This is a genomic window from Exiguobacterium aurantiacum (assembly GCF_024362205.1).
GTDB lineage: Bacteria > Bacillota > Bacilli > Exiguobacteriales > Exiguobacteriaceae > Exiguobacterium > Exiguobacterium aurantiacum_B.
Window position 1 is genome coordinate 1,927,415 of sequence record NZ_CP101462.1, and the last position, 26,307, is coordinate 1,953,721.

27 protein-coding genes are annotated in these 26,307 nt (G+C 52.0%); 7 read left to right on the forward strand and 20 right to left on the reverse strand.

Annotation, left to right across the window (positions count from 1 at the left end):
• Nucleotides 1-2 precede the first annotated feature (2 nt).
• From NMQ00_RS10015 to cyoE, 8 genes are all read right to left on the reverse strand, one after another.
• Nucleotides 3-617, reverse strand: a complete 615-nt coding sequence (locus NMQ00_RS10015) for an SCO family protein (protein ID WP_255176581.1) — start codon at nt 615-617, stop codon at nt 3-5.
• Nucleotides 618-637: 20 nt separating this feature from the next.
• On the reverse strand, nt 638-1,099 hold the full coding sequence (locus NMQ00_RS10020) for a DUF420 domain-containing protein (protein WP_021067022.1): 462 nt from the start codon (nt 1,097-1,099) through the stop codon (nt 638-640).
• A gap of 23 nt (nt 1,100-1,122) precedes the next feature.
• Nucleotides 1,123-2,046, reverse strand: coding sequence for a cytochrome c oxidase assembly protein (locus NMQ00_RS10025; protein ID WP_255176582.1), 924 nt, complete (start codon nt 2,044-2,046; stop codon nt 1,123-1,125).
• A 134-nt stretch (nt 2,047-2,180) separates the two neighbouring features.
• Complete coding sequence (locus NMQ00_RS10030; protein WP_131433763.1) at nt 2,181-2,510, reverse strand: cytochrome C oxidase subunit IV family protein; 330 nt, start codon at nt 2,508-2,510, stop codon at nt 2,181-2,183.
• A gap of 1 nt (nt 2,511) precedes the next feature.
• A complete protein-coding gene (locus NMQ00_RS10035) occupies nt 2,512-3,138 on the reverse strand; it encodes a cytochrome (ubi)quinol oxidase subunit III (protein WP_255176583.1) in 627 nt (208 codons plus the stop codon).
• Nucleotides 3,139-5,007, reverse strand: a complete 1,869-nt coding sequence (gene ctaD / locus NMQ00_RS10040; protein WP_255178709.1) for a cytochrome c oxidase subunit I — start codon at nt 5,005-5,007, stop codon at nt 3,139-3,141.
• A 38-nt stretch (nt 5,008-5,045) separates the two neighbouring features.
• A complete protein-coding gene (gene coxB, locus NMQ00_RS10045; protein ID WP_214791563.1) occupies nt 5,046-6,062 on the reverse strand; it encodes a cytochrome c oxidase subunit II in 1,017 nt (338 codons plus the stop codon).
• Between the two features lie 60 nt (nt 6,063-6,122).
• Entirely contained in the window at nt 6,123-7,043 is a 921-nt protein-coding gene (cyoE, locus tag NMQ00_RS10050) for a heme o synthase (protein WP_255176584.1), read from the reverse strand.
• 331 nt (nt 7,044-7,374) lie between these two features.
• On the opposite strand from cyoE, the gene NMQ00_RS10055 reads away from it, so the two are divergent.
• Nucleotides 7,375-8,277 carry a COX15/CtaA family protein gene (locus tag NMQ00_RS10055; protein ID WP_255176585.1) on the forward strand — a complete coding sequence of 301 codons (903 nt, stop codon included), beginning with the start codon at nt 7,375-7,377 and terminating at the stop codon, nt 8,275-8,277.
• 51 nt (nt 8,278-8,328) lie between these two features.
• On the opposite strand, the gene NMQ00_RS10060 is transcribed toward NMQ00_RS10055, so the two are convergent.
• The 4 genes from NMQ00_RS10060 to NMQ00_RS10075 form a co-directional block, all read right to left on the reverse strand.
• A complete protein-coding gene (locus NMQ00_RS10060) occupies nt 8,329-9,684 on the reverse strand; it encodes a cryptochrome/photolyase family protein (RefSeq protein ID WP_255176586.1) in 1,356 nt (451 codons plus the stop codon).
• A 49-nt stretch (nt 9,685-9,733) separates the two neighbouring features.
• Entirely contained in the window at nt 9,734-13,174 is a 3,441-nt protein-coding gene (locus NMQ00_RS10065) for a pyruvate carboxylase (protein ID WP_255176587.1), read from the reverse strand.
• A 31-nt stretch (nt 13,175-13,205) separates the two neighbouring features.
• Nucleotides 13,206-14,441, reverse strand: coding sequence for an FtsW/RodA/SpoVE family cell cycle protein (locus NMQ00_RS10070; protein WP_255176588.1), 1,236 nt, complete (start codon nt 14,439-14,441; stop codon nt 13,206-13,208).
• Nucleotides 14,442-14,527: 86 nt separating this feature from the next.
• Complete coding sequence (locus tag NMQ00_RS10075) at nt 14,528-14,806, reverse strand: Fpa/YlaN family protein (RefSeq protein WP_021067011.1); 279 nt, start codon at nt 14,804-14,806, stop codon at nt 14,528-14,530.
• 172 nt (nt 14,807-14,978) lie between these two features.
• On the opposite strand from NMQ00_RS10075, the gene NMQ00_RS10080 reads away from it, so the two are divergent.
• Nucleotides 14,979-15,446 (forward strand): hypothetical protein, encoded by a 468-nt coding sequence (locus NMQ00_RS10080; protein ID WP_255176589.1) that lies wholly within the window; start codon nt 14,979-14,981, stop codon nt 15,444-15,446.
• A 136-nt stretch (nt 15,447-15,582) separates the two neighbouring features.
• Nucleotides 15,583-16,752, forward strand: a complete 1,170-nt coding sequence (locus NMQ00_RS10085; protein ID WP_255176590.1) for a multidrug efflux MFS transporter — start codon at nt 15,583-15,585, stop codon at nt 16,750-16,752.
• A gap of 29 nt (nt 16,753-16,781) precedes the next feature.
• Here the strand turns inward: NMQ00_RS10085 and NMQ00_RS10090 are convergent, their stop codons facing one another.
• Together NMQ00_RS10090 and NMQ00_RS10095 are read right to left on the reverse strand one after the other, a co-directional pair.
• Nucleotides 16,782-18,098, reverse strand: a complete 1,317-nt coding sequence (locus NMQ00_RS10090; protein WP_255176591.1) for a PhoH family protein — start codon at nt 18,096-18,098, stop codon at nt 16,782-16,784.
• Nucleotides 18,099-18,130: 32 nt separating this feature from the next.
• Entirely contained in the window at nt 18,131-18,580 is a 450-nt protein-coding gene (locus tag NMQ00_RS10095) for a PNPOx family protein (RefSeq protein WP_255176592.1), read from the reverse strand.
• Between the two features lie 112 nt (nt 18,581-18,692).
• On the opposite strand from NMQ00_RS10095, the gene NMQ00_RS10100 reads away from it, so the two are divergent.
• Entirely contained in the window at nt 18,693-18,893 is a 201-nt protein-coding gene (locus NMQ00_RS10100) for a YlaI family protein (RefSeq protein WP_021067006.1), read from the forward strand.
• A gap of 41 nt (nt 18,894-18,934) precedes the next feature.
• Here NMQ00_RS10100 and NMQ00_RS10105 read toward each other — a convergent pair whose 3' ends face one another.
• Together NMQ00_RS10105 and typA are read right to left on the reverse strand one after the other, a co-directional pair.
• Nucleotides 18,935-19,279: a YlaH-like family protein gene (locus NMQ00_RS10105; protein WP_235045181.1), complete on the reverse strand. Its 345-nt coding sequence runs from the start codon at nt 19,277-19,279 to the stop codon at nt 18,935-18,937.
• Nucleotides 19,280-19,364: 85 nt separating this feature from the next.
• Nucleotides 19,365-21,209 carry a translational GTPase TypA gene (typA, locus tag NMQ00_RS10110; RefSeq protein WP_255176593.1) on the reverse strand — a complete coding sequence of 615 codons (1,845 nt, stop codon included), beginning with the start codon at nt 21,207-21,209 and terminating at the stop codon, nt 19,365-19,367.
• A gap of 163 nt (nt 21,210-21,372) precedes the next feature.
• Between typA and NMQ00_RS10115 the strand changes: the two genes are divergently transcribed.
• Nucleotides 21,373-21,549 (forward strand): hypothetical protein, encoded by a 177-nt coding sequence (locus NMQ00_RS10115; RefSeq protein WP_034777025.1) that lies wholly within the window; start codon nt 21,373-21,375, stop codon nt 21,547-21,549.
• A 107-nt stretch (nt 21,550-21,656) separates the two neighbouring features.
• Here the strand turns inward: NMQ00_RS10115 and NMQ00_RS10120 are convergent, their stop codons facing one another.
• From NMQ00_RS10120 to NMQ00_RS10130, 3 genes are all read right to left on the reverse strand, one after another.
• Complete coding sequence (locus NMQ00_RS10120; protein WP_255176594.1) at nt 21,657-22,910, reverse strand: inositol monophosphatase family protein; 1,254 nt, start codon at nt 22,908-22,910, stop codon at nt 21,657-21,659.
• A gap of 79 nt (nt 22,911-22,989) precedes the next feature.
• A complete protein-coding gene (locus NMQ00_RS10125; RefSeq protein WP_015881266.1) occupies nt 22,990-23,178 on the reverse strand; it encodes a hypothetical protein in 189 nt (62 codons plus the stop codon).
• Nucleotides 23,179-23,424: 246 nt separating this feature from the next.
• On the reverse strand, nt 23,425-23,691 hold the full coding sequence (locus NMQ00_RS10130) for a UPF0223 family protein (RefSeq protein WP_034777021.1): 267 nt from the start codon (nt 23,689-23,691) through the stop codon (nt 23,425-23,427).
• A 172-nt stretch (nt 23,692-23,863) separates the two neighbouring features.
• Here NMQ00_RS10130 and NMQ00_RS10135 point away from each other — a divergent pair, with 172 nt between their 5' ends.
• Nucleotides 23,864-25,345, forward strand: coding sequence for an aminotransferase class I/II-fold pyridoxal phosphate-dependent enzyme (locus NMQ00_RS10135; RefSeq protein WP_255176595.1), 1,482 nt, complete (start codon nt 23,864-23,866; stop codon nt 25,343-25,345).
• Between the two features lie 110 nt (nt 25,346-25,455).
• On the opposite strand, the gene NMQ00_RS10140 is transcribed toward NMQ00_RS10135, so the two are convergent.
• Nucleotides 25,456-25,779, reverse strand: a complete 324-nt coding sequence (locus NMQ00_RS10140) for a DUF3055 domain-containing protein (protein WP_255176596.1) — start codon at nt 25,777-25,779, stop codon at nt 25,456-25,458.
• Between the two features lie 75 nt (nt 25,780-25,854).
• Here NMQ00_RS10140 and aac(6') point away from each other — a divergent pair, with 75 nt between their 5' ends.
• Nucleotides 25,855-26,298 carry an aminoglycoside 6'-N-acetyltransferase gene (gene aac(6'), locus NMQ00_RS10145; protein ID WP_255176597.1) on the forward strand — a complete coding sequence of 148 codons (444 nt, stop codon included), beginning with the start codon at nt 25,855-25,857 and terminating at the stop codon, nt 26,296-26,298.
• Nucleotides 26,299-26,307: the final 9 nt, after the last annotated feature.

Genomic DNA, 26,307 nt, shown 5'->3' on the forward strand with positions numbered 1-26,307 from the left:
CTTCACTCCTTTTCTGCCGCGAGTACTAACACGTCCTCCATAATGGTTTCGATATCGACAGGTTTTTCTCCTGCCGTCGCCATTTGGGCGACTGCGCGGACGTCATGATCGCGGTCGATGATATACATCGTCGTCGCATGCGTGACGAGTCCGCTGTTCGCTTTCGAATAGTAGAACTGAAGCTGACGCGTGATGCGGTCGATGTCGGCCTTGTCTCCGGTCAACATCTTCCAGCCAGTCGGTTCGGCTTGGAACGCCGCCCCGTAGTTCTCTAAGACTGGAACCGTATCGACTTCAGGGTCGACCGTGATGGCGACGAGTTCGACGTCCGTCCCGTACAGGTTGCTCGCTTTCAGCTCTTGTTCGAGCTTCATGAAGTCGCGCAACGTGAGCGGGCAGATGTCCGGACAGTTCGTATAAAAGAACGTGACGATTTTGACTTTGCCGTTGTCCGAATTGTATGACTGCCCGTCGAGCGCGTTCGTCAACGTGAACGGGGTCGGTTCTTGGATGACGGGCAAGTCCTCTTCTTTAAAGAATAAGAAGTACGAGGCCACGCCGATCGCCACTAAAATGGCGACCGTCAACCCGACCGTCAGATAGCTATTCCGTTTCATCCTCATCCCCCTCTCTCGATTCACCCACCGATAATGGCACGGAAGACGTTCGTCGTCTCACCTGGGTCATAGGCGACGTATAGGAGGACGTATACCATCACACCTGTGATCGCCGTGAAGAACCAGACGACCGAGGCTTTCGGTCCGATTTTCCGGTGTTTCTCGACTTTGTTCTTATAGCCGAGATAAAGCGTGATCAAGCCGAGGACCCCGCCTGTCGTAGCAAGCAAGATATGGAAGATCATGAACGCCAAATAGTAAGGCTTCACTGAATCCGGGCCTCCAAAGGCAGTATTTCCGACAAAGATTGTGCGCGAAACGTAAAGAATGAAGAATGTTGTCGCGGCAATCGCGGCGGCCGTCATGACTTTTTTATGTTTGTCGACGTTGCGGCGATCACGCGCGATGATCGTCCATCCGATCGCGACTAAAATAGCACTGATGACAATGAATGTCACACTGATCAAGGCAAGATAGTTCATCGTAGTTTCCCCTTTGACTTAGTTCATTTTTTCTCTTTTGGTTCATGCGGCGTGAACGACATGCCTTCATCGAGCGCAAGCGACTTCGTCCGGCGCACCCAGCCGAAGAACGTCCAACCGAAGAAGAAACCGTAGACGACCTCTTGCCCGAGCTTCATCAATACCCCACCGAAGCGTTGGTCTTCAAGGGCACTGTTCGTCGCACCCATAAGGGCGTTCAAATCAAGGCCGGATACGTCCCCGTTCGGCATACAATAACCGAGCACGGTCGCAAACGTTTCGGCGTCTGTATAGGCGTCATACAAGATGCCTTGGCTGAAGATGATGAACGCACACGCCGGCGTCAAGAGCACCCCGTTGGCGATGATGTATACCATCCGCTTCAAATCAGACATGCCTTCCTCTTCTTCCGAGATGAACGGAGCGATGACCGGATACCACATCGTCAAACTGAAGACGACGAGAGCGCCGTGGAAGATACGATGCACCCCATAGTTCGTCAACACGTAGTCAAAAATGAATGGCATATGGTAGAACGTGAATAATGCATTGAACAAAACGAGTGCAATCAAAGGTTTTGTCATAAATTTGAGCGTCGGCCCAATCACCTTATAGCTAAATAATTTTTCGAACACCCAATACGGCATCCCATACACGACGAGCGCCGGTGCGAGCACGTAGACGAGTACCATCTGTAACATATGAACCGAGAAGATGATGTGCGCGAGCACATCGACCGGACTTCCGAAACCGATGTAATACAATAAAATAGCGGATAACATGCTGAACTTTTGTAACAACGTGGTCGACTCGTATCCTCGCTTCGCCATGCTCTCTGTGACGACCGCATAGAGGACGTACAACCCTACCATCAACAATCCGAACCATGGACTCCAAAGCGTCGTCCAATCGAACTGTTTGAGTAGCTCTGATGTATTCCAGAGCATCCCTTCACCCCTTTTCTTTCTCTCCCAAACCGATGAAACCGTTCACTTCAAGATTACTATTCCTTTATTTTTGAAGTAAAGCAAAAAGGACTGAATCATCTATGTTTCCACAGATGTTCAATCCTTTGTCACATTTACCAAATGAGCAAGCGAAGGGCAGCGACCGTGATGATGGCGACAAAGATGCCAAGCCACATCATTCCGACGATCCATGTGTTGCCACGGTTGTTCATATGCATGAAGATGTAAAGCTGCAAGAACACTTGGATGATGGCGAGGATGATCAAGAAACCACCTGCCGCCCACACTGGCATGAGTTCAGCGTATACAGCGCCGAACGCGACGAATGTGAGCAAGATCATCATCGCGAAGCTGATCAACTGAAGTTGATACTCGCGTCGTGATTCCGCTTTTACTTCGAGCTCTAACTGCTTGTGCGATTCGTTCATTGGTTGTTTTTCCATATTAGCTCACCATCCCTAAGAGGTAGACGATTGAGAAGATGAAAACCCATACGACGTCGATAAAGTGCCAGTACAGGCTCGACACGTAGAACTTCGGTGCATTGTACACATCGATCGGACGGTTCCAGTTGCGAATCAACAGCGTCGTGATCCAAAGGAGACCGAACGTGACGTGCGCTCCGTGGAATCCGACGAGCGTGTAGAACGCCGAGCCGAACGCGCTTGAAGTGAACGTGTGACCGATATGGTAGTAGTGGATGAACTCGTAAATCTCTGCTCCGAGGAATCCGGCACCGAGGAGAAGCGTGATGATCAACCAAAACTTCATGCGGCCTGGATTGTTCGCTTTCATGTTCATCATAGCGAGAACACTCGTAAGTGAACTTGTGAGGAGGAGCATCGTCATTAAGAAGACGAGCCCCATCTCAAAGATATTGTACGAGCGAAGTTCCTCTGGCGCACCAGAGTTCAGAAGACCGACGTACGTTCCGAACAGCGAGGCGAAGAGAACCGTCTCTCCACCGAGGAAGAACCAGAAGGCCACATATTTATTTTTCCCTTCCAGCGTGGCTTTCTCTGGATTGGCCGGAATACCGGTCACCGGGTGTTTTTCGACTGCATGTGCCATTTATTGGTCTCCTTTCTCACGAATCGCTTTCAAATCCGCTTCAATCTGTGATTTTGGAATGTAGAAGCCGTGGTCGTCAATCCATGAACGGAGGAACATCGACACGAATGTGATGAGTAACCCGATCACGATGAGTGACCAACCGACAACCGCGTTATCCATTTGGAAGATGGCTCCAAGCCCGGCGATGAAAAGACCGAGTGACATGAAGAACGGAATGAGCGAGTTGTTCGGCATGTGAATGTCTGCGACTGGTTCAGCAACAGAAACCCGTTTGTTGCCCGCCATTTTCTCGAGCCAGAACGTATCGAGACCTTTGACGAGCGGTGTTTGTGCAAAGTTGTACTCTGGTGTCGGTACAGGAAGCGTCCACTCGAGTGTACGTCCATCTTCCCAGTGGTCTGGCTTGACGCGTTGTTTCGACAAGAATGCCTTGACGACAGCGATCAGCAAGATGATCGTCGACACACCCATGAAGAAGGCACCGATCGTCGACAGCAAGTTCATCGTCTCAAACCCTTGGTTCGGAAGGTATGTGAAGACGCGGCGTGGCATCCCGAACAATCCGAGGAAGTGTTGCGGGAAGAACGTCAAGTGGAACCCGATGAAGAACAACCAGAACTGCCAGTAGCCAAGCTTCTCAGAGAGCGCTTTGCCGAACATGAGCGGGAACCAATAGTAAAGTCCTGCGAATAGACCGTAGACGACCCCACCTACGATAACGTAGTGGAAGTGAGCGACAACGAAGTAACTATCGTGATACTGATAGTCGGCCGGTGCGACCGAAAGCATGACCCCTGTCATCCCCCCGACGAGGAACGATGGAATGAATGCGACCGAGTACAGCATCGCGACGTTGAACTTGATTTGTCCGCCCCATAGCGTGAACAACCAGTTGAAGATCTTGACCCCTGTCGGCACGGCGATCGCCATTGTTGCGACAGCGAAGATCGAGTTGGCGACCGGTCCAAGACCGACCGTGAACATGTGGTGGACCCAAACCATGAATCCAAGGAAACCGATGAGCATCGTTGCGAAGACCATCGTCGTGTAACCGAATAGGCGTTTACGAGCGAATGTCGGAATGATTTCCGAGAAAATACCGAACGCTGGGAGTATCAAGATGTATACTTCCGGGTGTCCGAAAATCCAGAAAAGGTGTTCCCAGATGACGACGTTACCACCCATTGCTGGGTCGAAGTAGACGGCACCGAACAAGCGCTCGAACATCAACATGAACAAGCCGACTGTGAGCGGCGGGAACGCGAAGACGATCAACGCCGAAGCAACGAACGTCGTCCACGTGAAGAGCGGCATCCGCATGAGTTTCATGCCTGGTGCACGCATGTTCAAAATCGTGACGAGGAAGTTAATCCCTGCCATGAGTGAACCGAAACCTGAGATTTGAAGGCCGAGGGCGTAGAAGTCGACCCCTGACGCATCCGGTTGTGTCGAGAGCGGCGCGTAAGCCGTCCACCCTGCGTTCGGTGCAGCGCCGAAGAACCAGCTAAGGTTCAACATGACTCCACCGAAGAAGAACAACCAAAATCCTAGTGAGTTAATGAACGGGAACGCGACGTCGCGTGCCCCGATTTGAAGCGGCACGACGGCGTTCATGAATCCGAAGAGCATCGGCATGGCCGCTAGGAAGATCATCGTCGTCCCGTGCATCGTGATCAATTGGTTGAACGTTTCGCCGCTGACGAAGTCGTTCATCGGGCGAACGAGTTGCCACCGAATAAGTAAAGCTTCAATTCCACCGAGAAGGAGGAAGAAGATTCCTGAGAACAAATACAAAATACCGATTTTTTTGTGGTCAACCGTCGTAACCCAATCCATGATGCCATTGTATTTACGCGGTTGCTGCATAGCAGTGGTCTGTGCCACGTGAAATCCCCCTTTTCCCGTTAGTCAATCTTCTGATCGTACAAGAAGTCAACGAGTGCATCTAACTCTTCATCACTGATTTGGCCTTCACCGAAGCCAGGCATGAGCGCGCCTTGTTTCAATTCTTGTGGGTCGCGAATCCATTCTTTCAACTTCTCTTCGTTGTTTTCGAGGTAACCCGCCAACCATTCGCGATCACCAAAGTTCGTCAAGCTCGGCGCGACTTTCCCGCCACCGTGACAGCTCAAGCAGCTCTCGACGTACACTGCTTCACCTGTAGTCAAGTTTTGGTTATCTGCAACGAGGTTTTCTGTGTTTGCGTCCTGCTGTGCTTTCATGTCTTCGAGCCATTGGTCGTACTCTTCTTGCTCGAGTGCGATGACTTTGAAGTCCATGAGTGCGTGTGAAGGTCCGCAAAGCTCGGCACATTTCCCGTAGAACGTACCTGGTTCATTTGCATGCAACCACATTTCGTTATCAAGGCCTGGGTTTGTATCTGTCTTACCTGACAAGGCCGGTACCCAGAACGAGTGAATGACGTCTTTCGATGTCAAGTTGATGCCGACACGCTTACCGACTGGGATGACGAGTTCTTGACCCGTGACCACGCCTGCGTTCGGATATTCAAATTCCCACCAGTAAAGGTTGGCCGTGACATTGATTTCTTCTTCTTTTTTCGCTTCTTTCGCTTTTGCGAGCTCGACTGTCGTCGTGATCGTCGGAACAGCGAGAATGATAAGTAAAATGATTGGAACGACTGTCCAAATCATCTCGAGCGTGCTACTTCCTTCGACTTGCTTCGGAATCGATTCATCTTTCCGACGGAATTTCATGAGCACGTACACGTAAATAATCGTTACGATGACAAGTACAAAGAGCATGATTGCCAAACTGATGAGAATGATGCGAAGCTGAATCTCAGCTCCCTCTCCCATCGGCTTCAATGCAGACAATCCCTCTACGCCGCACCCTGATAACAGTAGTGCGAACATCATCATCGGGACGATGCCAAACAGAAGCTTCTTAAATGATTTCACAACAATCCCCACTTTCTCCCAAAATGATGTGCAATGGTTTCTATATAGTGAGTGCGACTATCAAAGTGCCGTCAATACCAGCGTGACAATCCACACGACTAAATAAATCAATGAATAAAAGAACATTTTGTTTGCCCACTTGATCTCATCTTCGGCCTTAAACCCTTTCAAGCCGAGATATAACCAGTAGCCCCCAAGACCGGCCGCGACGATCACGTAGATCAAACCGTAATGCAAGAACAAGAGCGACGCTGGAATGAGTGTCGCGATCCACCAAATGATTTGGCGCTTGGTGATCGCAAAGCCGTTGACGACCGGTAGCATCGGAATGCCGGCCGCTCGATACTCCTCGACACGCCGCATGGCGAGCGCGAGGAAGTGTGGCGGTTGCCACAAGAACATGACGAGGAACATGAGCCACGCATCGATATGAAGCGCGGGATCGATGGCTGCCCAACCGATGAGCGGCGGTACCGCTCCGGAGATGCTGCCGACGACCGTGTTCAACGTGTGCGTCCGTTTAAGCCACATCGTATAAATGACGACATAAAAAAATGCCCCGATTAAACCGAAGACTGCTGCCACATACGACACGATCAATAACAACAATGTCCCGATCGCGAGTTGCGTTAATCCAAGGAGCAAAATCTGTTCTCCCGAAATTTTCCCGGTGACACTTGGTCGGTTGTCTGTACGTCCCATCAAGTAATCGATATCACGGTCCACGAAGTTGTTTAGGTAACAACTCCCGGAGATGACGAGCGCGCTTCCTAACATCGTTAATAAGAGTTGTGGCCAAACTTCAAACAAATAAAGTACTGGCGTATCACTCTGATATGTTGCTGCTACAAAGAAACCGGCGAACACCAACAATAGATTGGCGCGGACGATTCCCATTTTTGCCAGAGCAACATAGTCGCGGAACGAGGCGGATTCTGTATATTCTACTTCTGCCATTGTCCCTGGGTTGACTTTTGTCATACTGACCCCCCTACTAATCACGAAATCCTCGTATTCTTTTCACAGAAAAAACACAATATGAACAAAGTTCACCTAACTCATAACAAAGATACCATATTTTCAAAAAGAATACGTCGTTTATGCTTGTAAAATAGCTAGTTTTTTGTGACAGACGTGTGATAATTGTCACAGTAAAAACGCTATGCTAATACTAGAATAACGATTTTGATAGCGATTGCAAGCTTTTCCGTTTCGTTTTTACGACGTAAAGCCGTATAATAAGTATGGCGAAAAAAATATAAACTGACAAGGCACAATTCTAGTGATTTTTCTCAAAAGCAGGTGGAAACGAATGCATAAAAAACTCGCACTATTTTCAGCACTCGTCACGCTCGGGATGATGCTCGTTCTCATCATGGGTGGAACCGTGACGAAGACCGACTCCGGCGACGGGTGCGGTACAGACTGGCCGCTCTGCCACGGGAAACTGATTCCGACGAACCCGAGCGTCGAGACGATGATCGAGTACAGTCACCGTGTCGTCTCCGGCATCGAAGGACTCCTCATCATCGCATTGACGGTTTGGACGTTCGCGGTCGTCAAGAACCGCTATGACGTCAAAGTGTTCGCGTTCCTCGCGTTCATCTTTATGCTCATCCAGTCCATCATCGGCGCTGGGGCCGTCATCTGGCAACAGTCGGACGCGATTCTCGCGCTCCACTTCGGCATCTCACTCGTCTCGTTCGCGTCACTGCTCATTCTGACGATCCTTTTGTTCGAAGGAGAACGCGTACATCGGGCCGTCTCCGAACGATTGAAGATTCACCTTTACGGCTTGACGATCTATACGATGGTCGTCGTCTATACGGGTGCTTACGTTCGTCACCTCGGCGCGACGTATGCGTGCGTCGGCTGGCCGGTCTGTAGCCAAGACGTCTGGACGTTCGAGTCGTACGTTCAAATGGGGCACCGCATCATGGCAGGACTGCTCGTCTTCTATACGCTGTACGTGTTGTACTTGGCCCGACGGGAGACGAACCGCCTCGTCGAGACGGGCATGTGGGCCTCGCTGTTCTTCATCCTGCTTCAAGTCGGTACGGGTGCGTGGATCGTCCTTGGAGGACATGCCACGTACGTGCCGCTCCTCCACGCGTTCTTGATTACGTGCTATTTCGGGATTATCTCGTATTTGGCATATCATGCGTATCGGAGTCAGAAGCAGACGACCGCGTCCGCTCGACAAAAATCAGTTTAATCGAACACACGAAAAGGAGCGACATTCATCGCTCCTTTTTTCTATGCCTGTTCATTGGGCGTCCTTGAATCGTTCGAGCGCCCGGGCCCGCGCTTCCTTATGGTCGACGATCGGGTCGACGTATCCGTCCCGCTCGGTCAGGTCGGGAAAGTGAATCGCTTTTTTGTCGAAATCGGCGAGTTCAGGGACGTACTTTCGGATGAACGTCCCTTCGCTGTCAAACTTCTCGGACTGTGTCGTCGGGTTGAAGATGCGGAAGTATGGCACCGCATCCGTCCCGACCGAGGCGGCCCATTGCCAACCGCCGATATTCGAGGCTGCCTCATAGTCAATCAGTTTCTGCTCGAAATAGCGTTCCCCTTTCCGCCAGTCGATCATCAGATGCTTCGATAAGAATGAGGCGACGACCATCCGGAGCCGGTTGTGCATCCAACCCGTCTCGTTCAATTGCCGCATCGCCGCGTCGACGATCGGATAGCCCGTCTTCCCGTCACACCACGCTTGGAAGTTCTCGTCATCATTTTCCCAATCGAGATGTTTATATTTGTCGTTGAACGGGCGGTCTTTCAGTCCCGGGAATTGGACCATGATCATATAATAAAACTCACGCCATAACAACTCGTCGTAATACGTGTCGCGCCCGCTCGATTTCGGCGCCGACAGCACCGCTTCCGTCACGGTGCGAATCGACAGCACCCCGGTCCGAAGATACGGCGAGAGTCGGCTCGTGCCGGCGATGGCCGGGATGTCACGGTCCACATCGTATGCATCGATCCGCTTGGCGACAAAGTCGCTCAAGCGCTGTTTCGCGGCTGCTTCCCCGAGCGCTTTCCACGAACGCTCGCATCGGTCGAACTGACGCTTCAATTCAGATGGGACGTCATGCCCCGTCGTCACGTGACGCTTCAGCGCTGTCACATCGACCTCATATGGAACGGGCGGCGTCTCGGCATAGGCTGCTTTTTTAAATGGCGTATATACTTTATACGGATCGCCGTCTTTTTTCGTGAACGCGTTCGGAGCGAACAAATGCCGGTCGAGCAAGCGGATGACTTTTACGTCTTGCCCGAGTGCCTCGATGACGGCATCGTCCCGCTGCTTGAACGGTTCGACATACTCGGCGTTGAAATAGAGGGCATCAAGCTCGCCGAGTGCTTCGACGAACTGCTCGGCCGTGTCGGCGACAAGGACACGCAGACCGAGGCCGTTCTCCTTGAGCTCGTCCATAAATTGTCGCATCGCCGCGAAAAAGTAATCGTGTCGCGTCTCGAACGGCTCACAATAGTTCGGGTTGAGCCAAAAGACAAATTCCACGTCATCGCCTGAATCGGCGTCTTTCAATACTCGGTGTAACATATGGTTATCAGTCAATCGAAAATCCGATCGAAACCAACAAACTCGCCTCATCTCTCCCACTCCTATCTAAAAAAGAAGCATAGCCGCGCTATGCTTCTTTTCATTGTACAAACTCAATCAATAAGTCGTCACTTTGGATTGTGTCGCCCTCTTTAATATGGACCGCTTTGACCTCACCGTCTTGAGCGGCTTGGACCGTCGTCTCCATCTTCATCGCTTCCGTGACGAGGAGCTGTTCCCCGCGATGGACACGGCTACCCGGTTCGACGAGCACTTTCAACACCGAACCTGGCATTGAAGCACCGACTTGTTTCGGGTTCGCCCGGTCGACTTTCGGACGGCTCGTCGTCGCCGACTTCACGTTCACGTCCTTGATCTCGATTTCACGTGGGACTCCGTTCATCTCATACGAGACGAGACGGATGCCGTCCTCGTTCGCCGCACTGATTTGAACGAGTTTGATGATGAGCGTCTTCCCGGTCTCGATCTCGACTTGAATCGTCTCCCCGACGTTCAAGCCATAGAAGAACGTCAACGTGTCGAGCACCGATACATCACCGTACGTCGTCGAATGGGTGACGTAATCCTCGAACACTTTCGGATACAACGCGTTCGAGAGCAGTTCGAAGTCCGTCACGGGACGATCGAGTTTCTCGAACAGTTTCGTCTGTGCCGCCTTGAAATCGTAAGGTTCGATCAGTTTACCCGGACGCACGTCGAGCGGTTTCTCGCCTTTCAAGATGGCTTGCTGCACGTCCGTCGGGAATCCGCCTGGAGGCGTCCCGAGCTCCCCGCGCATCATCTCGACGACCGAATCTGGGAAGTCGAGTTGATGACCACGTTCGACCACATCTTGTTCGCTCAAGTTATGTTGGACCATGAACAGTGCCATGTCCCCGACGACTTTAGACGACGGCGTCACTTTGACGATATCGCCGAACAACATGTTGACGCGGGCGTACATCGCTTTGACTTCGCTCCAACGGTCGCCTAAGCCGACCGCTTTCGCTTGTTGTTGCAAGTTCGAATACTGTCCGCCCGGCATCTCGTGCTCATATACCGATGGGTTCGAAGCACGCATATCGCTCTCGAATGGCTCATAGTTATGACGCACGTCTTGCCAGTAGTCGCTGATGACCTCGTAATGCTTCGCATCGATTTTCGGTTGACGCTCGTGATGATCGAGCGCATAAATCAAGCTGCCGCCTGAAGGCTGTGACGTCATGCCTGACATTGAGCTCGCAGCCACGTCGACGATGTCGACGCCCGCATCTGTCGCCCGAGCATACGTGAAGATCCCGTTGCCGGAAGCATCGTGCGTGTGCAAGTGGATCGGCAAGTCGACGGCATCTTTCAAGGCCGAGACGAGCGCGTACGCCGATTCCGGTTTGAGCAAGCCGGCCATGTCCTTGATGGCAAGGATGTGGGCCCCGCTCGCTTCGAGTTTCTTCGCCAAGTCGACGTAATACGGCAAGTGATACTTCGGACGGCTGCCATCGTATAGGTCACCCGTATAACATACCGCTGCCTCGGCGACTTTTCCGGTCGGTAACGTGGCGTCAATCGCGAGTTGAATCGACTCAAGGTTGTTCAAGCTGTCGAAGATCCGGAACACGTCGACGCCGGCATAGGCCGCCTCGTGGACGAATTTCTCGATGACGTTGTCGGCATAGTTTTTATAGCCGACGGCGTTGGCGCCGCGAAGCAACATTTGAATCAACACGTTCGGCATCTTCTCACGGAGACGCATGAGGCGTACCCACGGGTCTTCCGAGAGGAAGCGATAGGCGACGTCGAACGTGGCCCCGCCCCATGCCTCGACCGAGAACAGCTCCGGCATGAGCTTGCTCGTCGGTTCAGCGATATTGATGATGTCTTGCGTCCGCATCCGTGTCGCGAGCAGCGATTGGTGCGCGTCACGCATCGTCGTATCGGTCAACAGCAGTTCCGGCTGGCGTTTAATCCAGTCGGCGAGGCCATCCGGACCGAGCTCCGTCAAAATCTGTTTCGTGCCTGGTTTGGCTTCAGCCGGTAGCTCATGCGGGATTCGGACCGAACGGCTAATCGGCTTATCTTTCAATCCGACACCCGGGAATCCGTTCACCGTAACGTCGCCGATATAGTTGAGAAGCTTCGTCCCGCGGTCTTTCCGTTTCGGGAAGACGAACAGTTCCGGTGTCTCGTCGATGAACGACGTGTTATAGTCACCGCTGATGAAGTTTGCGTGTTTCATCACGTTGATTAAGAACGGGATGTTCGTCTTGATACCGCGAATCCGGAACTCGTTCAAGTTACGGACCATCTTCGAAGCGGCCTGCTCGAACGTCATGCCGTGCGTCGACAGCTTGACGAGGAGCGAGTCATAGTATGGTGAGATTTCGGCACCGACGTAGGCGTTCCCACCGTCGAGTCGGACCCCGAAACCGCCCGGAGAGCGGTAAGCCATAATTTTACCCGTGTCCGGCATGAAGTTGTTGGCCGGATCTTCCGACGTGACTCGCGATTGGATCGCATAGCCGAGCAATTTGATATCTTCTTGTTTCGGCATATGGATGACGTCGCCGTGGAGCGACTCGCCTTGCGCGATCATGAGCTGGGTCTGCACGATATCGAAGCCGGTCACCATCTCGGTGATCGTGTGCTCGACTTGGATGCGCGGGTTGACCTCGATGAAGTAGAACGACTCGTCTTCCGTGACGAGGAATTCGACCGTCCCAGCGTTAATATACTCGACGTGACGCATGAGCTTAACCGCCGCGTCACAAATCGCTTGGCGCGATTTTTCAGACAACGTCACACACGGTGCGACCTCGACGACTTTTTGATGTCGACGTTGGACCGAACAGTCACGTTCGAACAAGTGAATGATGTTACCGTGATCGTCCCCGAGAATCTGAACCTCGATATGTTTTGGACGTTCCACTAATTTTTCTATGTACACTTCGTCTGAACCGAACGCTTGCTTCGCTTCTGACTTGGCACGTTCAATCAAATCTTTCATCTCGGCTTCCGTACGGATGACACGCATCCCGCGTCCCCCGCCGCCCATCGCCGCTTTGACCATGAGCGGGAAACCGTGCTCATTCGCAAAGTCGAGCGCGTCTTCGTATGAAGTGAGCGGTCCGTTTGAACCTGGAATGACCGGGAGTCCGGCCGCGATCGCACTTTGACGGGCCCGAACTTTATCCCCGAACGCATGAAGATGCGATTCGTTCGGACCGACAAAGATGATGCCTTCTTCGCGGCAACGACGTGCGAGTTCGATGTTCTCGGATAAGAAACCGTACCCTGGGTGAATTGCGTCAGCCCCCGACTGTTTCGCAATCCGGATCACGTCTTCGATGTCGAGATAAGCGTCAATCGGCTTTTTATCGAGCCCGATCAAATACGCCTCATCCGCTTTGAAGCGGTGTAACGAGCCGCTGTCTTCTTGTGAATACACGGCGACCGTGCGCATTCCTAATTCAGTGGCGGCCCTAAATACACGAATGGCGATTTCTCCACGGTTGGCTACAAGTAATTTGTTAATTGATTTCAACATAAATCCCCCCAGTTAAGTAGTTCGATTCTCCTTACCTTACAACATGAAACGATGAATTTTGAACGTTTTCTGCTGACTTTTCACGGATTTCCGCCCGTTTCGTCGCTTCCCGATGCCGATTTCGCATCGAGATACTACTGAGCACACCGAGAACCCCCAACGTCATAATGAGTGACGTACCTCCATAACTGACGAGCGGGAGCGTGACCCCCGTCCCCGGGAACCACCCCGACATCGCTCCAATATTAATTCCGGTTTGAACCATGATTTGAGCGGCGATGCCAAACGAGACGAACATCGCAAAATGATTATCGCTATGGTTGGCAATATTGATGGCTCGGAAGGCGATGAAAAACAGCAAGACGAGGACGATGACGACCCCGATGAATCCGAGCTCTTCCGCGATGATGGACATGATGTAGTCCGTCTCCGGTTCCGGTAAGTATCCATATTTCTGATAACTATTCCCGAGACCGACACCAGTCACCCCCCCGTGCACAATCGAAATGATTGACATGAGCAGTTGATGCCCATAGTTTTCAGGGTCCATGAATGGATTGAAGACGACCTCGATCCGACTGCGTTGGTTTTCCGTAAAAATCGCCGTGAACATTAAATAAATGGCGCCAATCCCGGTGATCACCGCAGGCACGATAATCCGGAGAGGTGCCCCGACGGCGAGCCACATGAGGAACATGATGGCACCGAGGACGAACAGGCCGCCCATATCCGGCTGCCCATTGATGGCAATCGCGTACGGGAAAAAGAAGTACAGGATTGGTATGATGAAGAACGCTCCGATTTGAGCACGCAATCCTTTTTTCACAACCGCCGCTCGACTTAATCGACCTGGCAGCCCCTTCAACTCCCCATTCCACAACTGATGATAATAATTTGCCAACAACAAGATAAGTACAAATTTGGCAATCTCAATCGGTTGCATCGTAAAGCCTCCGAAGATGAGCCAAGCTCGCGCCCCATTTAGCGGTCGCATCGCCCATGTGATAAACAAGAGCACCACCGATACGAAGTAGAGGCTGTAAAGAATGTTTGGTTTTCTAAAGTTCTCATAGCGGAACATCGTCGCGATAAAGTAAACGACAATCCCAATTCCTGCGTAGACGAGCTGACGATAGAACAAGTCGCTACTGGCGTAATCGCCACGGTTCCATACGCTCGCACTGTAAATCATGATGGAACTGATTCCGACGAGCAGGAGCACCGCAATGAACAAAGAGAAATCAAAGTACCGAAACCGAGTTTTCATGTTTTCACTTCCTTATGTACATCAATCCTTGACCCATTATAAAAAAATACTCAAACAGCGCCGCTTGCACAGTTTGAGTATAAGGTTCATAAATCTGAAGCTTCCGCGAGGGCGGACAGCTTTTGTTCCAATGAATCGAGCAATCCTTTACCTTCAATGTCTGAAATGAGTCCAAGACGGACCGCAAAATCAATTTGGCGTGATAGACCGAACATATGTGTATCAAGCACCTCTTCATAAAGCGGGCACTTCGGCATTTTTAGGTTTTCTAACTGCACTTCAATCAAACAACGGATTTTTTCAGCGTCTGCCTCTAATAGTTGAAGCGCTTGCTCCCGTTGGACTGCAGCCAAATTTGTCGCCACTACGACCCCTCCTCCGTACAATGACAGACTGTTTGTCATAACTCAACTGTACATTATATTTCATCATAATTCAATGAACAGTCTAGATTCACTACGAGTTTCTCGCAGTTTCCCTTTTTCTCTGGAAGAGCTGTATAATGTACAGTGTATCGTGAATAAAGGGGGCGTATCAATGATTTTCCCACTAGACGGAGCGGTTCGTCACGCGTTGACGATCGACCCGACCGTATGGATTTTTGACGACCGCAAGCGGAACGTCGAAGAACTCGACCGCACTGTCGAGAATGATAATGAAGCGTATTATGCCAAAATGGGGAAGGCATGGGACGACGGCTTGACGCAAGGGACACGTGTCGACCACAACAAACCGATGACTCGGGCCGATAAAGATGCGGCGCTGCGCGACTCGTTCGCGATGCCGTTCGCCCCGTTCCTGCAAAACGCTGAACCGATCGCCACGGCGACGCACGTCAGCTTTTATGGGGACTCGCTGCTCACGCTGCCCATCGATGAGGCGCGTACCGTCTATCTTCAGTTCTCGAAAGACGGGAAAGTGCTTGCGGACGGCCCGGTGTACGTCTTGCATAATCAACAAATTTTGCGAGGTGTCCATCACATCGCGGTGCGGACAGAGGCATGAGTGAGAAGGCCATTGCGCCTTCTCATTTTTTTGGACTTTTTAGTTCACAAAGTGTAACATATAGGTTATGGAAAAACTTCAAGCTTGAAAGGTCGTGACGCTTACGTACCCTTTATGGAAGAAAAATTTAATCATCGTGTGGATCGGCAGCTTTTTGACGGCTGCTTCGATGAGCCTCGTCTTGCCGTTCCTCCCCTTGTTCATCGAAGAGCTCGGGGTCACGAATCCCGATCACGTCGTCACGTGGTCAGCCGTCGCTTTCGGTGCCACGTTCCTCGTGGCCGCCATCGTCTCTCCTCTTTGGGGACGACTCGCCGATCAAAAGGGCCGCAAACTGATGCTCATTCGGGCCAGTCTCGGCATGGCCATCGTGATGACGCTTATCAGTTTCGTACAAGACGTGTATCAGCTCGTCGGACTTCGGCTCCTCATGGGCGCCGTCTCCGGATTCATCTCGGCGGGGATCACCCTCGTCGTTTCACAAACGCCAAAAGAGAAAAGTGGCTGGGCGCTCGGTACCTTGTCGACCGGTGGGATCACCGGCGGACTCCTCGGTCCATTGATTGGAGGACTCCTCGCAGACCTGATTGGGCTTCGACCCGTTTTTCTCTTGACCGGCAGTGCCTTGTTTATCACGTTCATCATCACACTCGTGTTCGTCAAAGAAGACTTCGTCCCGGTGGCGCGCGAGCGGCTTGACTCGACCAAATCGATCATCGCTTCGCTACGCCATCCGCAACTCATCTTCAGCCTCTTTTTGACGACGTTTTTGATCACCTTCTCGACGCAGTCGGTCGGCCCACTGCTGACACTGTACGTCCGTGAATTGAACCCGTATACGACATCGCTCGCCTTTATCGCTGGCATCGTCGCCTCGGCACCGGGTGTGGCCGCGCTCATTTCCGCACAGCGGCTCGGACGGCTATCGGATCGGTACGGGGCTGAACGCATCTTGTTTTGGGCGCTCATCATTTATAGCGCCTTCTTGATTCCGCAGGCGCTCGTGACATCGACGACGCAACTCGTCGTCTTGCGGTTCGGTCTCGGTTTCGCCACCGCGGCGCTCATGCCGTCGGTGCAGTCGCTTTTGCGACAACACACGCCGAGCCGCGCAGCCGGGCGTATCTTTTCCTATAATCAGTCGGCCCAGTTCATGGGTAACTTGCTCGGACCGTTGTTCGGCTCCCAAGTCGTCGCCCACTTCGGATTCTCGGCACTATTTATCGTGACCGGTCTGATTATGCTGACGAACGCCCTGCTCGAAAAATCAAACGTGCAAGTCGCACTTCATCCGAATACGAAATAAACGCCGAGCGGCCCGCTCGGCGTTTTTCGTTATAGTAAATCGGCGGCCAATCGGGCGAGCGACGAGCGCTCCCCTTTGATGAGTTGGACGTGGCCGAACACATTCTGTCCTTTGAACCGCTCGACGGCGTACGTGAGACCGTTCGAATATTCATCCAGATACGGGTGGTCGATTTGATAAGGATCGCCGACGAGGACGATTTTCGAATTCTCTCCGACCCGGGTCAGAATCGTCTTGATCTCGTGTTTCGTCAAGTTCTGGGCCTCGTCAATGATGATGAACTGATCCGGCATGCTGCGGCCACGAATATACGTGAGCGCCTCGAGCTGAATCGATTTAATGCCGGCCAAGATGTTCCCGAGCTCGTCTTTCGAGTTGGCGTTGAACAGGAACTCCAAGTTATCATAAATCGGCTGCATCCACGGACGTAGTTTCTCTTCCATCTCCCCCGGTAGATAGCCGATATCATTCCCCATCGGAACGACCGGACGGGCGACGACGAGTTTGTTGAACCGACGTTCGTCTTCGACGAGCGACAGCCCCGCCGCGAGCGCGAGCAACGTCTTCCCGGTCCCCGCCTTCCCGAGCAGTGTCACGAACGGGATATCGTCCCGCAGCAACAAATCGAGTGCCATCCGTTGCTGGACGTTACGGGGATGGATACCCCAGACGTGTTCGACGTCTAGCGAGAGCGGACGGAGGATCGGTTGCAACGCATCGACGACCGCGATCGCGCTCGCTTTCGAGACGTTACTTTTTAAGACGACGAATGAGTTCGGGTACAACTGATTTTTTGAAACGGCCTCGAGCGGAAGCTGCCGGACTTTATAAAATTCATCGATGACGGCTTGATCGACTTCGATTTCACGATAGCCGGCATACAAGTTCGTCGTATCGACGATATGGTCGGTCAAATAATCTTCGGCTTCGATGCCGATGGCGTCCGCTTTGACGCGAACGAGTATATCTTTCGAGACGACGACGACTTTACGGGTCCGGTCGTGCTCATATTGTTTCATCAGGCCAAGCGCCACGGTCAAGATCCGATTGTCGTTCGTCATGACGTCGAACGGGAAATCGACGGTATGCTCATGACCGATTTCGACGAACAGATGACCGCCGTTCTCGAGCGGTACCCCGTCATGCAGTTTACCGGTCGTCCGGAGTTGGTCGAGCACACGCGCCGTTTCCCGTGCGTTACGGCCAATCTCGTCCATATTTCGTTTTTTGCCGTCAAGCTCTTCTAATACGATGGCGGGGATGACGACATCGTGCTCATCGAATTGGAATAAGGATAATGGATCGTGTAAGAGTACGTTCGTATCGAGCACATATGTTTTTTTCATAGACTTTGCCGCCCCTCGAAAATTGTTGGTGATCAAGAATTCAAACTCTCCTTGACTTCACGGTCCAACTTTTCTGCTGCTTCGACATCGTACGTCTTGATGATGTCCGGTTGTCCATACGTTGCCCCGTAAAAAGAGATGTTGCGGACCTCCTCGACTTTCCCTTCGAAAAAGCGAAGGTGTAACGCCGGCTTCACGCTCGGCTCGAACTCATGCACGTGAGACAAGGCGATACTATAGGCAAGACCTCCCTCTAAAAAGATGAGACTTGCTGTTTTCTCGTTTGCAAGCAACGTGATCAAATGCGAATTCTTCGTCAAGGCAAAGCGAATCGTCATCTCATTCGGCGCTTGAACCCAGCTGATCGCATGTGTGATCGGCCACCGTTTCGGCTCATCAAATGTCACTAAAAACATCAATGGCATCTCGTTCAATGTGTCTTGTTGCGTCCTCGATAGTTCGAACGCCGCTTTACTCGCCATGTACTCCCCTCCTCCCGAACGGGTATACGAAATGGATTCGCCCTTACAAACCTCTTTCCCTGCTTTTCTCTCCTGAAATCATGCTATAATCAACGAAGAGGAAGGTGAGACCATGCGCGTAAAGTGCTCTCTTTGTGATAAAATCGATACGATTGATTCGTGGTCGTTCGAAGCAAAACGACTTCGTAATAAACCTGCTAAAACGTATATGTGCCAGACGTGTCAAGAACGCATCACCGCGCGAACCGCGGAGCGTGCCGCGACCGGCCAATTCCACCTATATCCATCGTTCCGGCAAAAACGGAGATGGTAATCAAAAATGGACGTTTCGCCCGAGGGCGAGACGTCCATTTTTCAGTGTGATTCGATGCCTTGTCGACGGTTCCACCAGAGGCGGCCTCGGTAAATCGCCAAGACGACAGCCATGACGAGGAGAACTTCTGGAATCGGCCATGTGAAGAAGACGAGCGCCATCGTGCCTGCCCCGAGTGCGAGCAGCATGTAGACGACGAGTGACTTCCACCACGTCAATTGTTTTGCAAAACCTAATTTAAACACAAGGATTGTCAATAAGATGACCGTGATGATTAACGCGTTGAACCCGACCGAGAAGTCGTTCGCGTCACTGCCGACGCCAAGTAGCGAGGCAATCCACGGCACATCGATTTGTGTGATGTCCATCGTTTGAGAAGCTTTCAAGCTGATAATCCCCCTTTATTTCCTACACAACCATTCTACACTATCCAAAACAAAAGGGAACGCCTAGGCGCTCCCTTTTTCCGACTTATTCTTTACCAAGTTTACGACGCTTGTCAGCTTTCTCGCGCTCGTTCTTGTTCAAGACTTTTTTACGGAGACGGATCGACTCCGGTGTGATTTCACAGTACTCGTCATCGTTCAAGAACGTGAGCGACTCTTCGAGTGAGAAGACGCGTGGACGTTTCAAGACTTGTGTCGAGTCTTTTGCTGAAGCACGCATGTTCGTCAACTGTTTGCCTTTGACAGCGTTGATCGCGAGGTCGACGTCACGGTTACATTCACCGATGATCATTCCCTCGTATACTTCTACACCTGGCTCGATGAAGATCGTTCCACGGTCTTCAAGGGCACCGATCGAGTAAGCCGTCGACTTACCAGGTTCGATACAAACCATGACACCACTGCGGCGACCGCCGATGTCAGCAGAGATAAACGGACGGTACTCTTCGAACGTGTGGTTCAAGATCCCGTATCCGCGTGTTGCTGACAAGAACTCGTTACGATAGCCAATGAGACCACGTGACGGAACGATGAATTCCATACGTGTTTGACCGTTGTCGTTCGTGTTCATGTTCGCGAGTTCCCCTTTACGGAGACCGATCGATTCCATGACTGAACCAGTGTACTCTTCTGGGACGTCAACGATGACGCGCTCGAACGGCTCAATTTTCGTACCATCTTCGTCTTCACGGATGATTACTTGTGGTTTCGAAACTTGAAGCTCGTAGCCTTCACGACGCATGTTCTCGATCAAGATCCCGAGGTGAAGCTCACCGCGGCCTGATACGACCCATTGGTCAGGTGAATCTGTGTTCTCGACACGGAGTGAAACGTCCGTCTCAAGTTGTTTCATCAAACGCTCTTCGATTTTACGTGCCGTCACGAAATCGCCTTCGCGTCCTGCGAATGGAGAGTTGTTCGTCATGAAACGCATTTGAAGCGTCGGCTCATCGATGCGGAGGAGCGGAAGCGGCTCTTCTTTACCGACTGGCGTGACCGTCTCACCGACGTTGATGTCTTCCATCCCGGCGATGGCGATCAAGTCACCAGCTTTGGCTTCTTCGATTTCAACACGTTTGAGGCCGAAGTAACCGAACAATTTTGTGACGCGCAATTGTTTGATTGATTCGTCTGTTTTGCAAAGCGACACTGATTCGCCGACTTTGATTTTCCCACGGAACACGCGACCGACACCAATCCGGCCGAGGTAGTTGTCGTAGTCGAGCATCGTGACTTGGAACTGAAGCGGCTCATCCGAGTTATCGATTGGTGCCGGTGTGTTCTCAAGAATCGTGTCGAGCACGTACGTGATTGTATCTTCTTGCTTCTCTGGATCAGGATCGAACGAACTTGAACCGCTGACAGCAGACGTATAGACGACAGGGAATTCAAGTTGATCTTCATCTGCTCCAAGGTCGATCAACAAGTCGACAACTTCATCGACGACGTCGAGTGGGCGTACCATCGGCTTGTCGATTTTGTTCACGACAACGATTGGACGGAGACCTTGGTCGAGTGCTTTCTTCAATACGAAACGCGTTTGTGGCATGCAGCCTTCACGAGCATCGACGACGAGGATAACGCCGTCAACCATACGCATGATGCGCTCAACTTCACCACCGAAGTCGGCGTGACCTGGTGTATCAACGATGTTGATGCGTGTGTCTTTATAATCGATCGCCGTGTTTTTCGCGAGAATTGTGATTCCGCGCTCACGTTCGATGTCGTTCGAGTCCATGGCGCGTTCTGCGACCATTTCGTTTGTCCGGAAAGTACCAGACTGTTTCAATAATTCATCGACAAGCGTTGTTTTACCGTGGTCAACGTGGGCGATGATGGCTACGTTCCGAAGGTTAGTTCTTACATTCATGTAGTTAGTCCTCTCTTATTTAAAAAAGTTTCATCTTTTATTCAACTTTAAGAGTATAGCACACGTCCCACCACCTTTGTCGAGTGTTATCAACTGTTAGCGTTTCCAAACGCATCATTTTTGACTACAATAAAGAAGACTAGAGAAAAAAGGGGGAATCTCCATGCAACTCATGTTCGTTTTAATCGCGACCGCGGTCGTCGCCGGCTTCGTCGGCATCGGCATCGGTGTCGCCGAAGGAAGTGCCGCCATCATCATCGGCAGTCTTGCCTTGAGCGGCATCGCCACATTCTTTGGAATCAACTTGCGTCGTCGCGTCCTCTCTGACCGACGTCCATAACAGAAGGCCCGGGCGCTGCGCCCGGGCCTTGTTTATTATTATCCTTCCGGCACCCACGCGTTCCGCAGGCGATCCCGGAGCCGCATCGCGACTACCGTCACTGCTGATTATAAATCGCGCGTCAGACAAATCCGGTCACGCAAGGCGAGCCCGTCTTCCTCGATTGGCGGATATCCGTGGTCCGGGAAGTAGTCGCGCTCGACCGATTCAAAACGAAAGCCGGCTTGTTGATAAAAGCGCAACTGGACGATGCTCGAGTTGCCCGTACAGACGAGCATATGCTTCGCCCCGCTTTGCTCGGCCCGACGAATCGCGTCTTGGAGCAGGCGTTGCCCAATCGTCTGGTTTTGCCGATCCGGTTTGACGGCGATATTGACGAGCTCGAGCAGTTCCTCACTACGCCGCACCAACATGTATGCACCGACAAGTTCCCCGCCGAGCGTCGCTTCATACGTCTCGCCCGCAACGTATTGTTCACGCACCATCGCCTCATTCGGGTTGGCGAGGACGAGCAAATCACGGACGCGGTCGTAGGAGGCGTTGACTTCAATTTGAAGATCTGGTCTCACTTCCGGGGTCACCCCTTTGGCGATGACGTAGTGTTTGACGACATCTTTGACGAACGTCTCGCTCCCGGCAAGGACCGACGTCTTCCCGTCATAGCGCACCGGTTCCCCATAAATCGAGACGACGCGGCCCCCGACCTCCTCGACGAGCAGTTTCCCGGCGGCGTAGTCCCATGGCATATTGCGCATCGTGATATAGCCGTCGACCCGTCCCGCTGCGAGCCAGGCGAGTTCGAGCGAAGCGGCCCCGTGCGCTCGCGTGCCGACCGAGTCGCGCACGATCGGCGCGAGCACTTCCGGTGCGATCTGCTGGTTCGGTGTCACCCATGTCGCATTCATACTAAGGAAGGCATCGCGGACATGATGTTCCTGAATCGGCGGGAGCTTCCGCCCGTTCAGCGTCGTGCCGACACCACGGCGCGCCACGAACAGCTCATCTGCCATCACGTCATAGACGAAGCCGTACTCGACGGCTCCATCGATCATGACGGCCACCGAGATGGCGAACATTCGTTTTTGGTGGATGAAGTTCAACGTTCCATCGATCGGGTCGACGAACCAGACCGTTCCGGACAGGTCGTCCGGGCTTGTGGAGATGCCCTCTTCCCCGATGATGTGATGCTCGGGGTACGTCTCACGGATGCGGTCGACAATCAACTGTTCGACGGCCCGGTCGATTTCCGTGACCAAATCCCCTTTCCCCGTCTTTCGTTCGATGCGATAGCTCTCATCGATTTGCTGTCGAATATATTCCCCTGCTTGTTTAATCAAGTCAATCGCGAACCATTCCAACATGTTTATCACCTCTAATATGTATTGTACCAAACAAAAACCAGTATCCGCATGGAATACTGGTTGAATGAGTGGTTGTGGGTCAGGCTTCGAGACGCAAAAGTTCTTGGCGATATTTCTCTAACCGATGCTTGCTAGCCTGGACAGTGGCATCGTCTTGTGACGCCATTGCATCGAAGAGAGTTGCCAATTCGTAATCAATCTCTAAGCGCAGCACCGGAATCCGTTTTTCTGCGTCTTTTCTTTTGAATGCCTCGATCACTTGTTTCATGAGATGCCACACTCCTTTAGTTGGGCTACAAGTTACGGTTTAGTGAGTTGAATTGAGTATATCAGATGAGATTCAAAAAGGAAAGAGAATTGTCTGACTATTTTGAATTTTTTATCTTAGTGAGTATATTCCCATTTCAACTGACGCTAAACCTGAATTAACTGTTAATGATATGTACCCTATTTATAAGAGAACTAACAAAAAAAGCATGAGAAAACTGTTCCGTTCTCCCATGCTTTCCAGCAGTTACAATTTTATAATCTTTGCATTTGATTTTAGGGCCGCTTGGACCGTACGATAGGTAGAGTATCCGGTCTGTTCGTCGTGCACGGCGCTCAGTTGTTTTTCTTCTGATTTCGATGTCACGATTTGTTTGAACGACCGATACGCATCCAAAAACGTTTCGCGGTCGACACCGCCTTCATTGGCAAGGGCGACTTGATTGTAGAACTCGACGACTTCTATGAGCTCATCCGTCGTCCAGTCCGGATTAATCGGATAGTTGATTTGCATATTCTTCACCTCGACAACCATTGTATCAACAAAAAAAACTATTGCAAGTTGGGATAGAAATCACTATAGTTTTTTTGTTGCATTGTTTTTTAAAACGAAACGTCTAAAATGACATGAGATTGAACCTAAACCGACAACCCATATACACACTGCTATCAAGGAGGACTTACTATTGAAACTTAAAGGTGCTACACAGCTCGAGACACCGCTCTTTGACACGTTGCTCACGCACGTGGACACGAATCCGATCGCATTCCACATCCCAGGCCATAAAGGCGGGAAAGGAATGGACCCTGAGTTCCGCGACTTCATCGGCGAGAACGCTTTGAAGATCGACCTGATCAACATCGCCCCGCTCGATGACCTTCATCATCCGAAAGCGGCGATTGCCGAGGCCGAGCGCCTCGCAGCCGAAGCGTTCCGTGCCGACGAGACGTTCTTCTCAGTTCAAGGGACATCAAGCGCCATCATGGCAATGATCATGGGCGTCGTCGGACCGAACGAGAAGATCATTGTGCCGCGCAACGTCCATAAATCTGTTATGTCCGCGCTCGTCTTGACCGGGGCCCACCCTGTCTTCATTCACCCTGAATATGATGAGACGTACGGGATCGCCCACGGAATCACGGCAAGCGCCGTCGAACGCGCCCTCGAGATGCACCCTGACACGAAAGCGGTCCTCGTCATCAATCCGACGTACTTCGGGATCGCCGGTGATTTAGAACGGATCGTCGCTGTCGCCCACGCCCAGGACGTACCGGTCCTCGTTGATGAGGCACATGGTGTCCATTTGCCGTTCCACGACGAACTCCCGCTCTCGGCAATGCAAGCCGGCGCGGACGTCGCGGCGACGAGCGTCCACAAGCTTGGCGGTTCGATGACGGGAAGTTCGATTTTGAACGTCCGTCGCGGACTCGTCTCACCGGAACGGATTCACGCGATGCTCTCGATGATCACGACGACATCGACATCATACCTCCTCCTCGCGTCGCTCGATGCGGCCCGTCGCCAATTGGCGACGAAAGGGGAAGCGATGAACGAACGTGCCCTCACGCTCGCCCGTACGGCTCGTACGGCCATCAATAACATGCCGCACTTGTCGGTCTACGGTCACGCCGAACTTCATTCAGAGTCCACGTACGCACTCGACGAGACGAAAATTCTCGTCTCGGTCCGCGAGCTCGGGATCACCGGTTTCGAAGTCGAGAAATATTTGCGTGAGACGCACCGCATCGAAGTCGAGATGTCGGATTTGTTGAACGTCTTGTTCATCGTGACGAGCGCCGACGATGAGTCGACGATTCAAGCGTTGATTGACGGGATGCGTGACGTTGTATCGGTCTACGACCAATCTGGAAACGATTCGCTATCGATCATGCTCCCAGAGATTCCACCACTCGCACTCAGCCCACGTGACGCTTTCTACGAGGAGACGGAAACGATCCCCCTCGAGAACGCCGTCGGACGCATCTCGGCCGAGTTCATTATGGTGTATCCGCCTGGAATTCCAATCATCATTCCAGGAGAGCTCATCACGACATCGACACTCGAATACATCATGGCCAACATCGAGGCCGGTTTACCGGTCCAAGGCCTTGAAGACGAGTCGCTCCAAATGATCAAAGTCATCCAACAAACGAAAGCCATCCGCTAAGACGAAAGCGAGCCGGTCCAATGGACCGGCTCGCTTTGTTGTGTCATCAAAAGAAAAGGTGGCTTATGATGATCGAATTGCTTCCCCTACGTTCTATTATAAGAAAACGCTTACATATTTTCAAGGGGTGAATTTTCTGTTTGATTGGATTCAGTCTCACTTTCATTTAGACAAAGGCGTAAAAACTCGGCGACGTGGCCGGTGTCGCGCAAAGCGATACCGAGCATCGGATAGAGTTGTCTCGGTTCTTCGAGCGCGTGGACGTCAAGAAGGGCAGACTGTCCGGTCTGCATACAGACGACGAGCACTTTTCCCATGAATTGATGCGTATACACAAAGCCGAAATCATAACGTGACGTCTCGGTTTCGATTCCCGTGAAGCGGACACGGCTCGTCTCAGAGACGGTATATAACAATTCTTCATCGAACGCCATCATCGTTCCCTCCTTTCTCACTTCATTCCTTATTTTCCTTTATACTGAACGTACGAAACATAAGGAGGACGACTGATGAAGATTCGAAAAGCGAACGAACAAGATTGCGACGAACTGGTGCGACTCATGCGGCAATTATGGCCAGACGTGCCTGAAGCCGAATTGATCCCTGAGGTGCGGCTCGGGATTCGTTCCGGCAAGATGCACTATTTTATTGCGGAAACGGATGAACCGGTCGGCTTTTGTCAGCTCAGCTTCCGGCATGACTACGTCCCAGGAGCGACATCTTCCCCGACTGCCTTCTTAGAAGGGATTTACGTCGTCGAAACCGCGCGGCAACAAGATGTGGCGACACGGCTCGTCGATGCCGCCTCCGCGTTCGCCCGGTCGAAAGGATGCGACGAACTCGCCTCCGACACGGAAGTGGAGAACGGCGGAAGCCAACGGTTCCATGAACGCATCGGCTTCCGAGAAGTCGAACGGACCGTCCATTACGTGAAAAAGCTCTCTCGCGAGTAAGCGAGAGAG

Bases quoted from the DNA above. Each gene is read 5' to 3' on its own strand.
- typA (WP_255176593.1), bottom strand. From the start codon at position 21,209: ATGAATGTAAGAACTAACCTTCGGAACGTAGCCATCATCGCCCACGTT.
- NMQ00_RS10070 (WP_255176588.1), bottom strand. From the start codon at position 14,441: ATGAAAACTCGGTTTCGGTACTTTGATTTCTCTTTGTTCATTGCGGTG.
- NMQ00_RS10125 (WP_015881266.1), bottom strand. From the start codon at position 23,178: ATGAAACAAGTGATCGAGGCATTCAAAAGAAAAGACGCAGAAAAACGG.
- NMQ00_RS10120 (WP_255176594.1), bottom strand. From the start codon at position 22,910: ATGTTGGAATGGTTCGCGATTGACTTGATTAAACAAGCAGGGGAATAT.
- NMQ00_RS10115 (WP_034777025.1), top strand. From the start codon at position 21,373: ATGCAACTCATGTTCGTTTTAATCGCGACCGCGGTCGTCGCCGGCTTC.
- NMQ00_RS10130 (WP_034777021.1), bottom strand. From the start codon at position 23,691: ATGCAAATCAACTATCCGATTAATCCGGACTGGACGACGGATGAGCTC.
- NMQ00_RS10035 (WP_255176583.1), bottom strand. From the start codon at position 3,138: ATGGCACATGCAGTCGAAAAACACCCGGTGACCGGTATTCCGGCCAAT.
- cyoE (WP_255176584.1), bottom strand. From the start codon at position 7,043: ATGACAAAAGTCAACCCAGGGACAATGGCAGAAGTAGAATATACAGAA.
- NMQ00_RS10015 (WP_255176581.1), bottom strand. From the start codon at position 617: ATGAAACGGAATAGCTATCTGACGGTCGGGTTGACGGTCGCCATTTTA.
- NMQ00_RS10080 (WP_255176589.1), top strand. From the start codon at position 14,979: ATGATTTTCCCACTAGACGGAGCGGTTCGTCACGCGTTGACGATCGAC.
- ctaD (WP_255178709.1), bottom strand. From the start codon at position 5,007: ATGCAGCAACCGCGTAAATACAATGGCATCATGGATTGGGTTACGACG.
- NMQ00_RS10065 (WP_255176587.1), bottom strand. From the start codon at position 13,174: ATGTTGAAATCAATTAACAAATTACTTGTAGCCAACCGTGGAGAAATC.
- NMQ00_RS10095 (WP_255176592.1), bottom strand. From the start codon at position 18,580: ATGGCGAGTAAAGCGGCGTTCGAACTATCGAGGACGCAACAAGACACA.
- NMQ00_RS10060 (WP_255176586.1), bottom strand. From the start codon at position 9,684: ATGAGGCGAGTTTGTTGGTTTCGATCGGATTTTCGATTGACTGATAAC.
- NMQ00_RS10140 (WP_255176596.1), bottom strand. From the start codon at position 25,779: ATGGCGTTCGATGAAGAATTGTTATATACCGTCTCTGAGACGAGCCGT.
- NMQ00_RS10030 (WP_131433763.1), bottom strand. From the start codon at position 2,510: ATGGAAAAACAACCAATGAACGAATCGCACAAGCAGTTAGAGCTCGAA.
- NMQ00_RS10020 (WP_021067022.1), bottom strand. From the start codon at position 1,099: ATGAACTATCTTGCCTTGATCAGTGTGACATTCATTGTCATCAGTGCT.
- NMQ00_RS10090 (WP_255176591.1), bottom strand. From the start codon at position 18,098: ATGAAAAAAACATATGTGCTCGATACGAACGTACTCTTACACGATCCA.
- NMQ00_RS10025 (WP_255176582.1), bottom strand. From the start codon at position 2,046: ATGCTCTGGAATACATCAGAGCTACTCAAACAGTTCGATTGGACGACG.
- NMQ00_RS10100 (WP_021067006.1), top strand. From the start codon at position 18,693: ATGCGCGTAAAGTGCTCTCTTTGTGATAAAATCGATACGATTGATTCG.
- NMQ00_RS10055 (WP_255176585.1), top strand. From the start codon at position 7,375: ATGCATAAAAAACTCGCACTATTTTCAGCACTCGTCACGCTCGGGATG.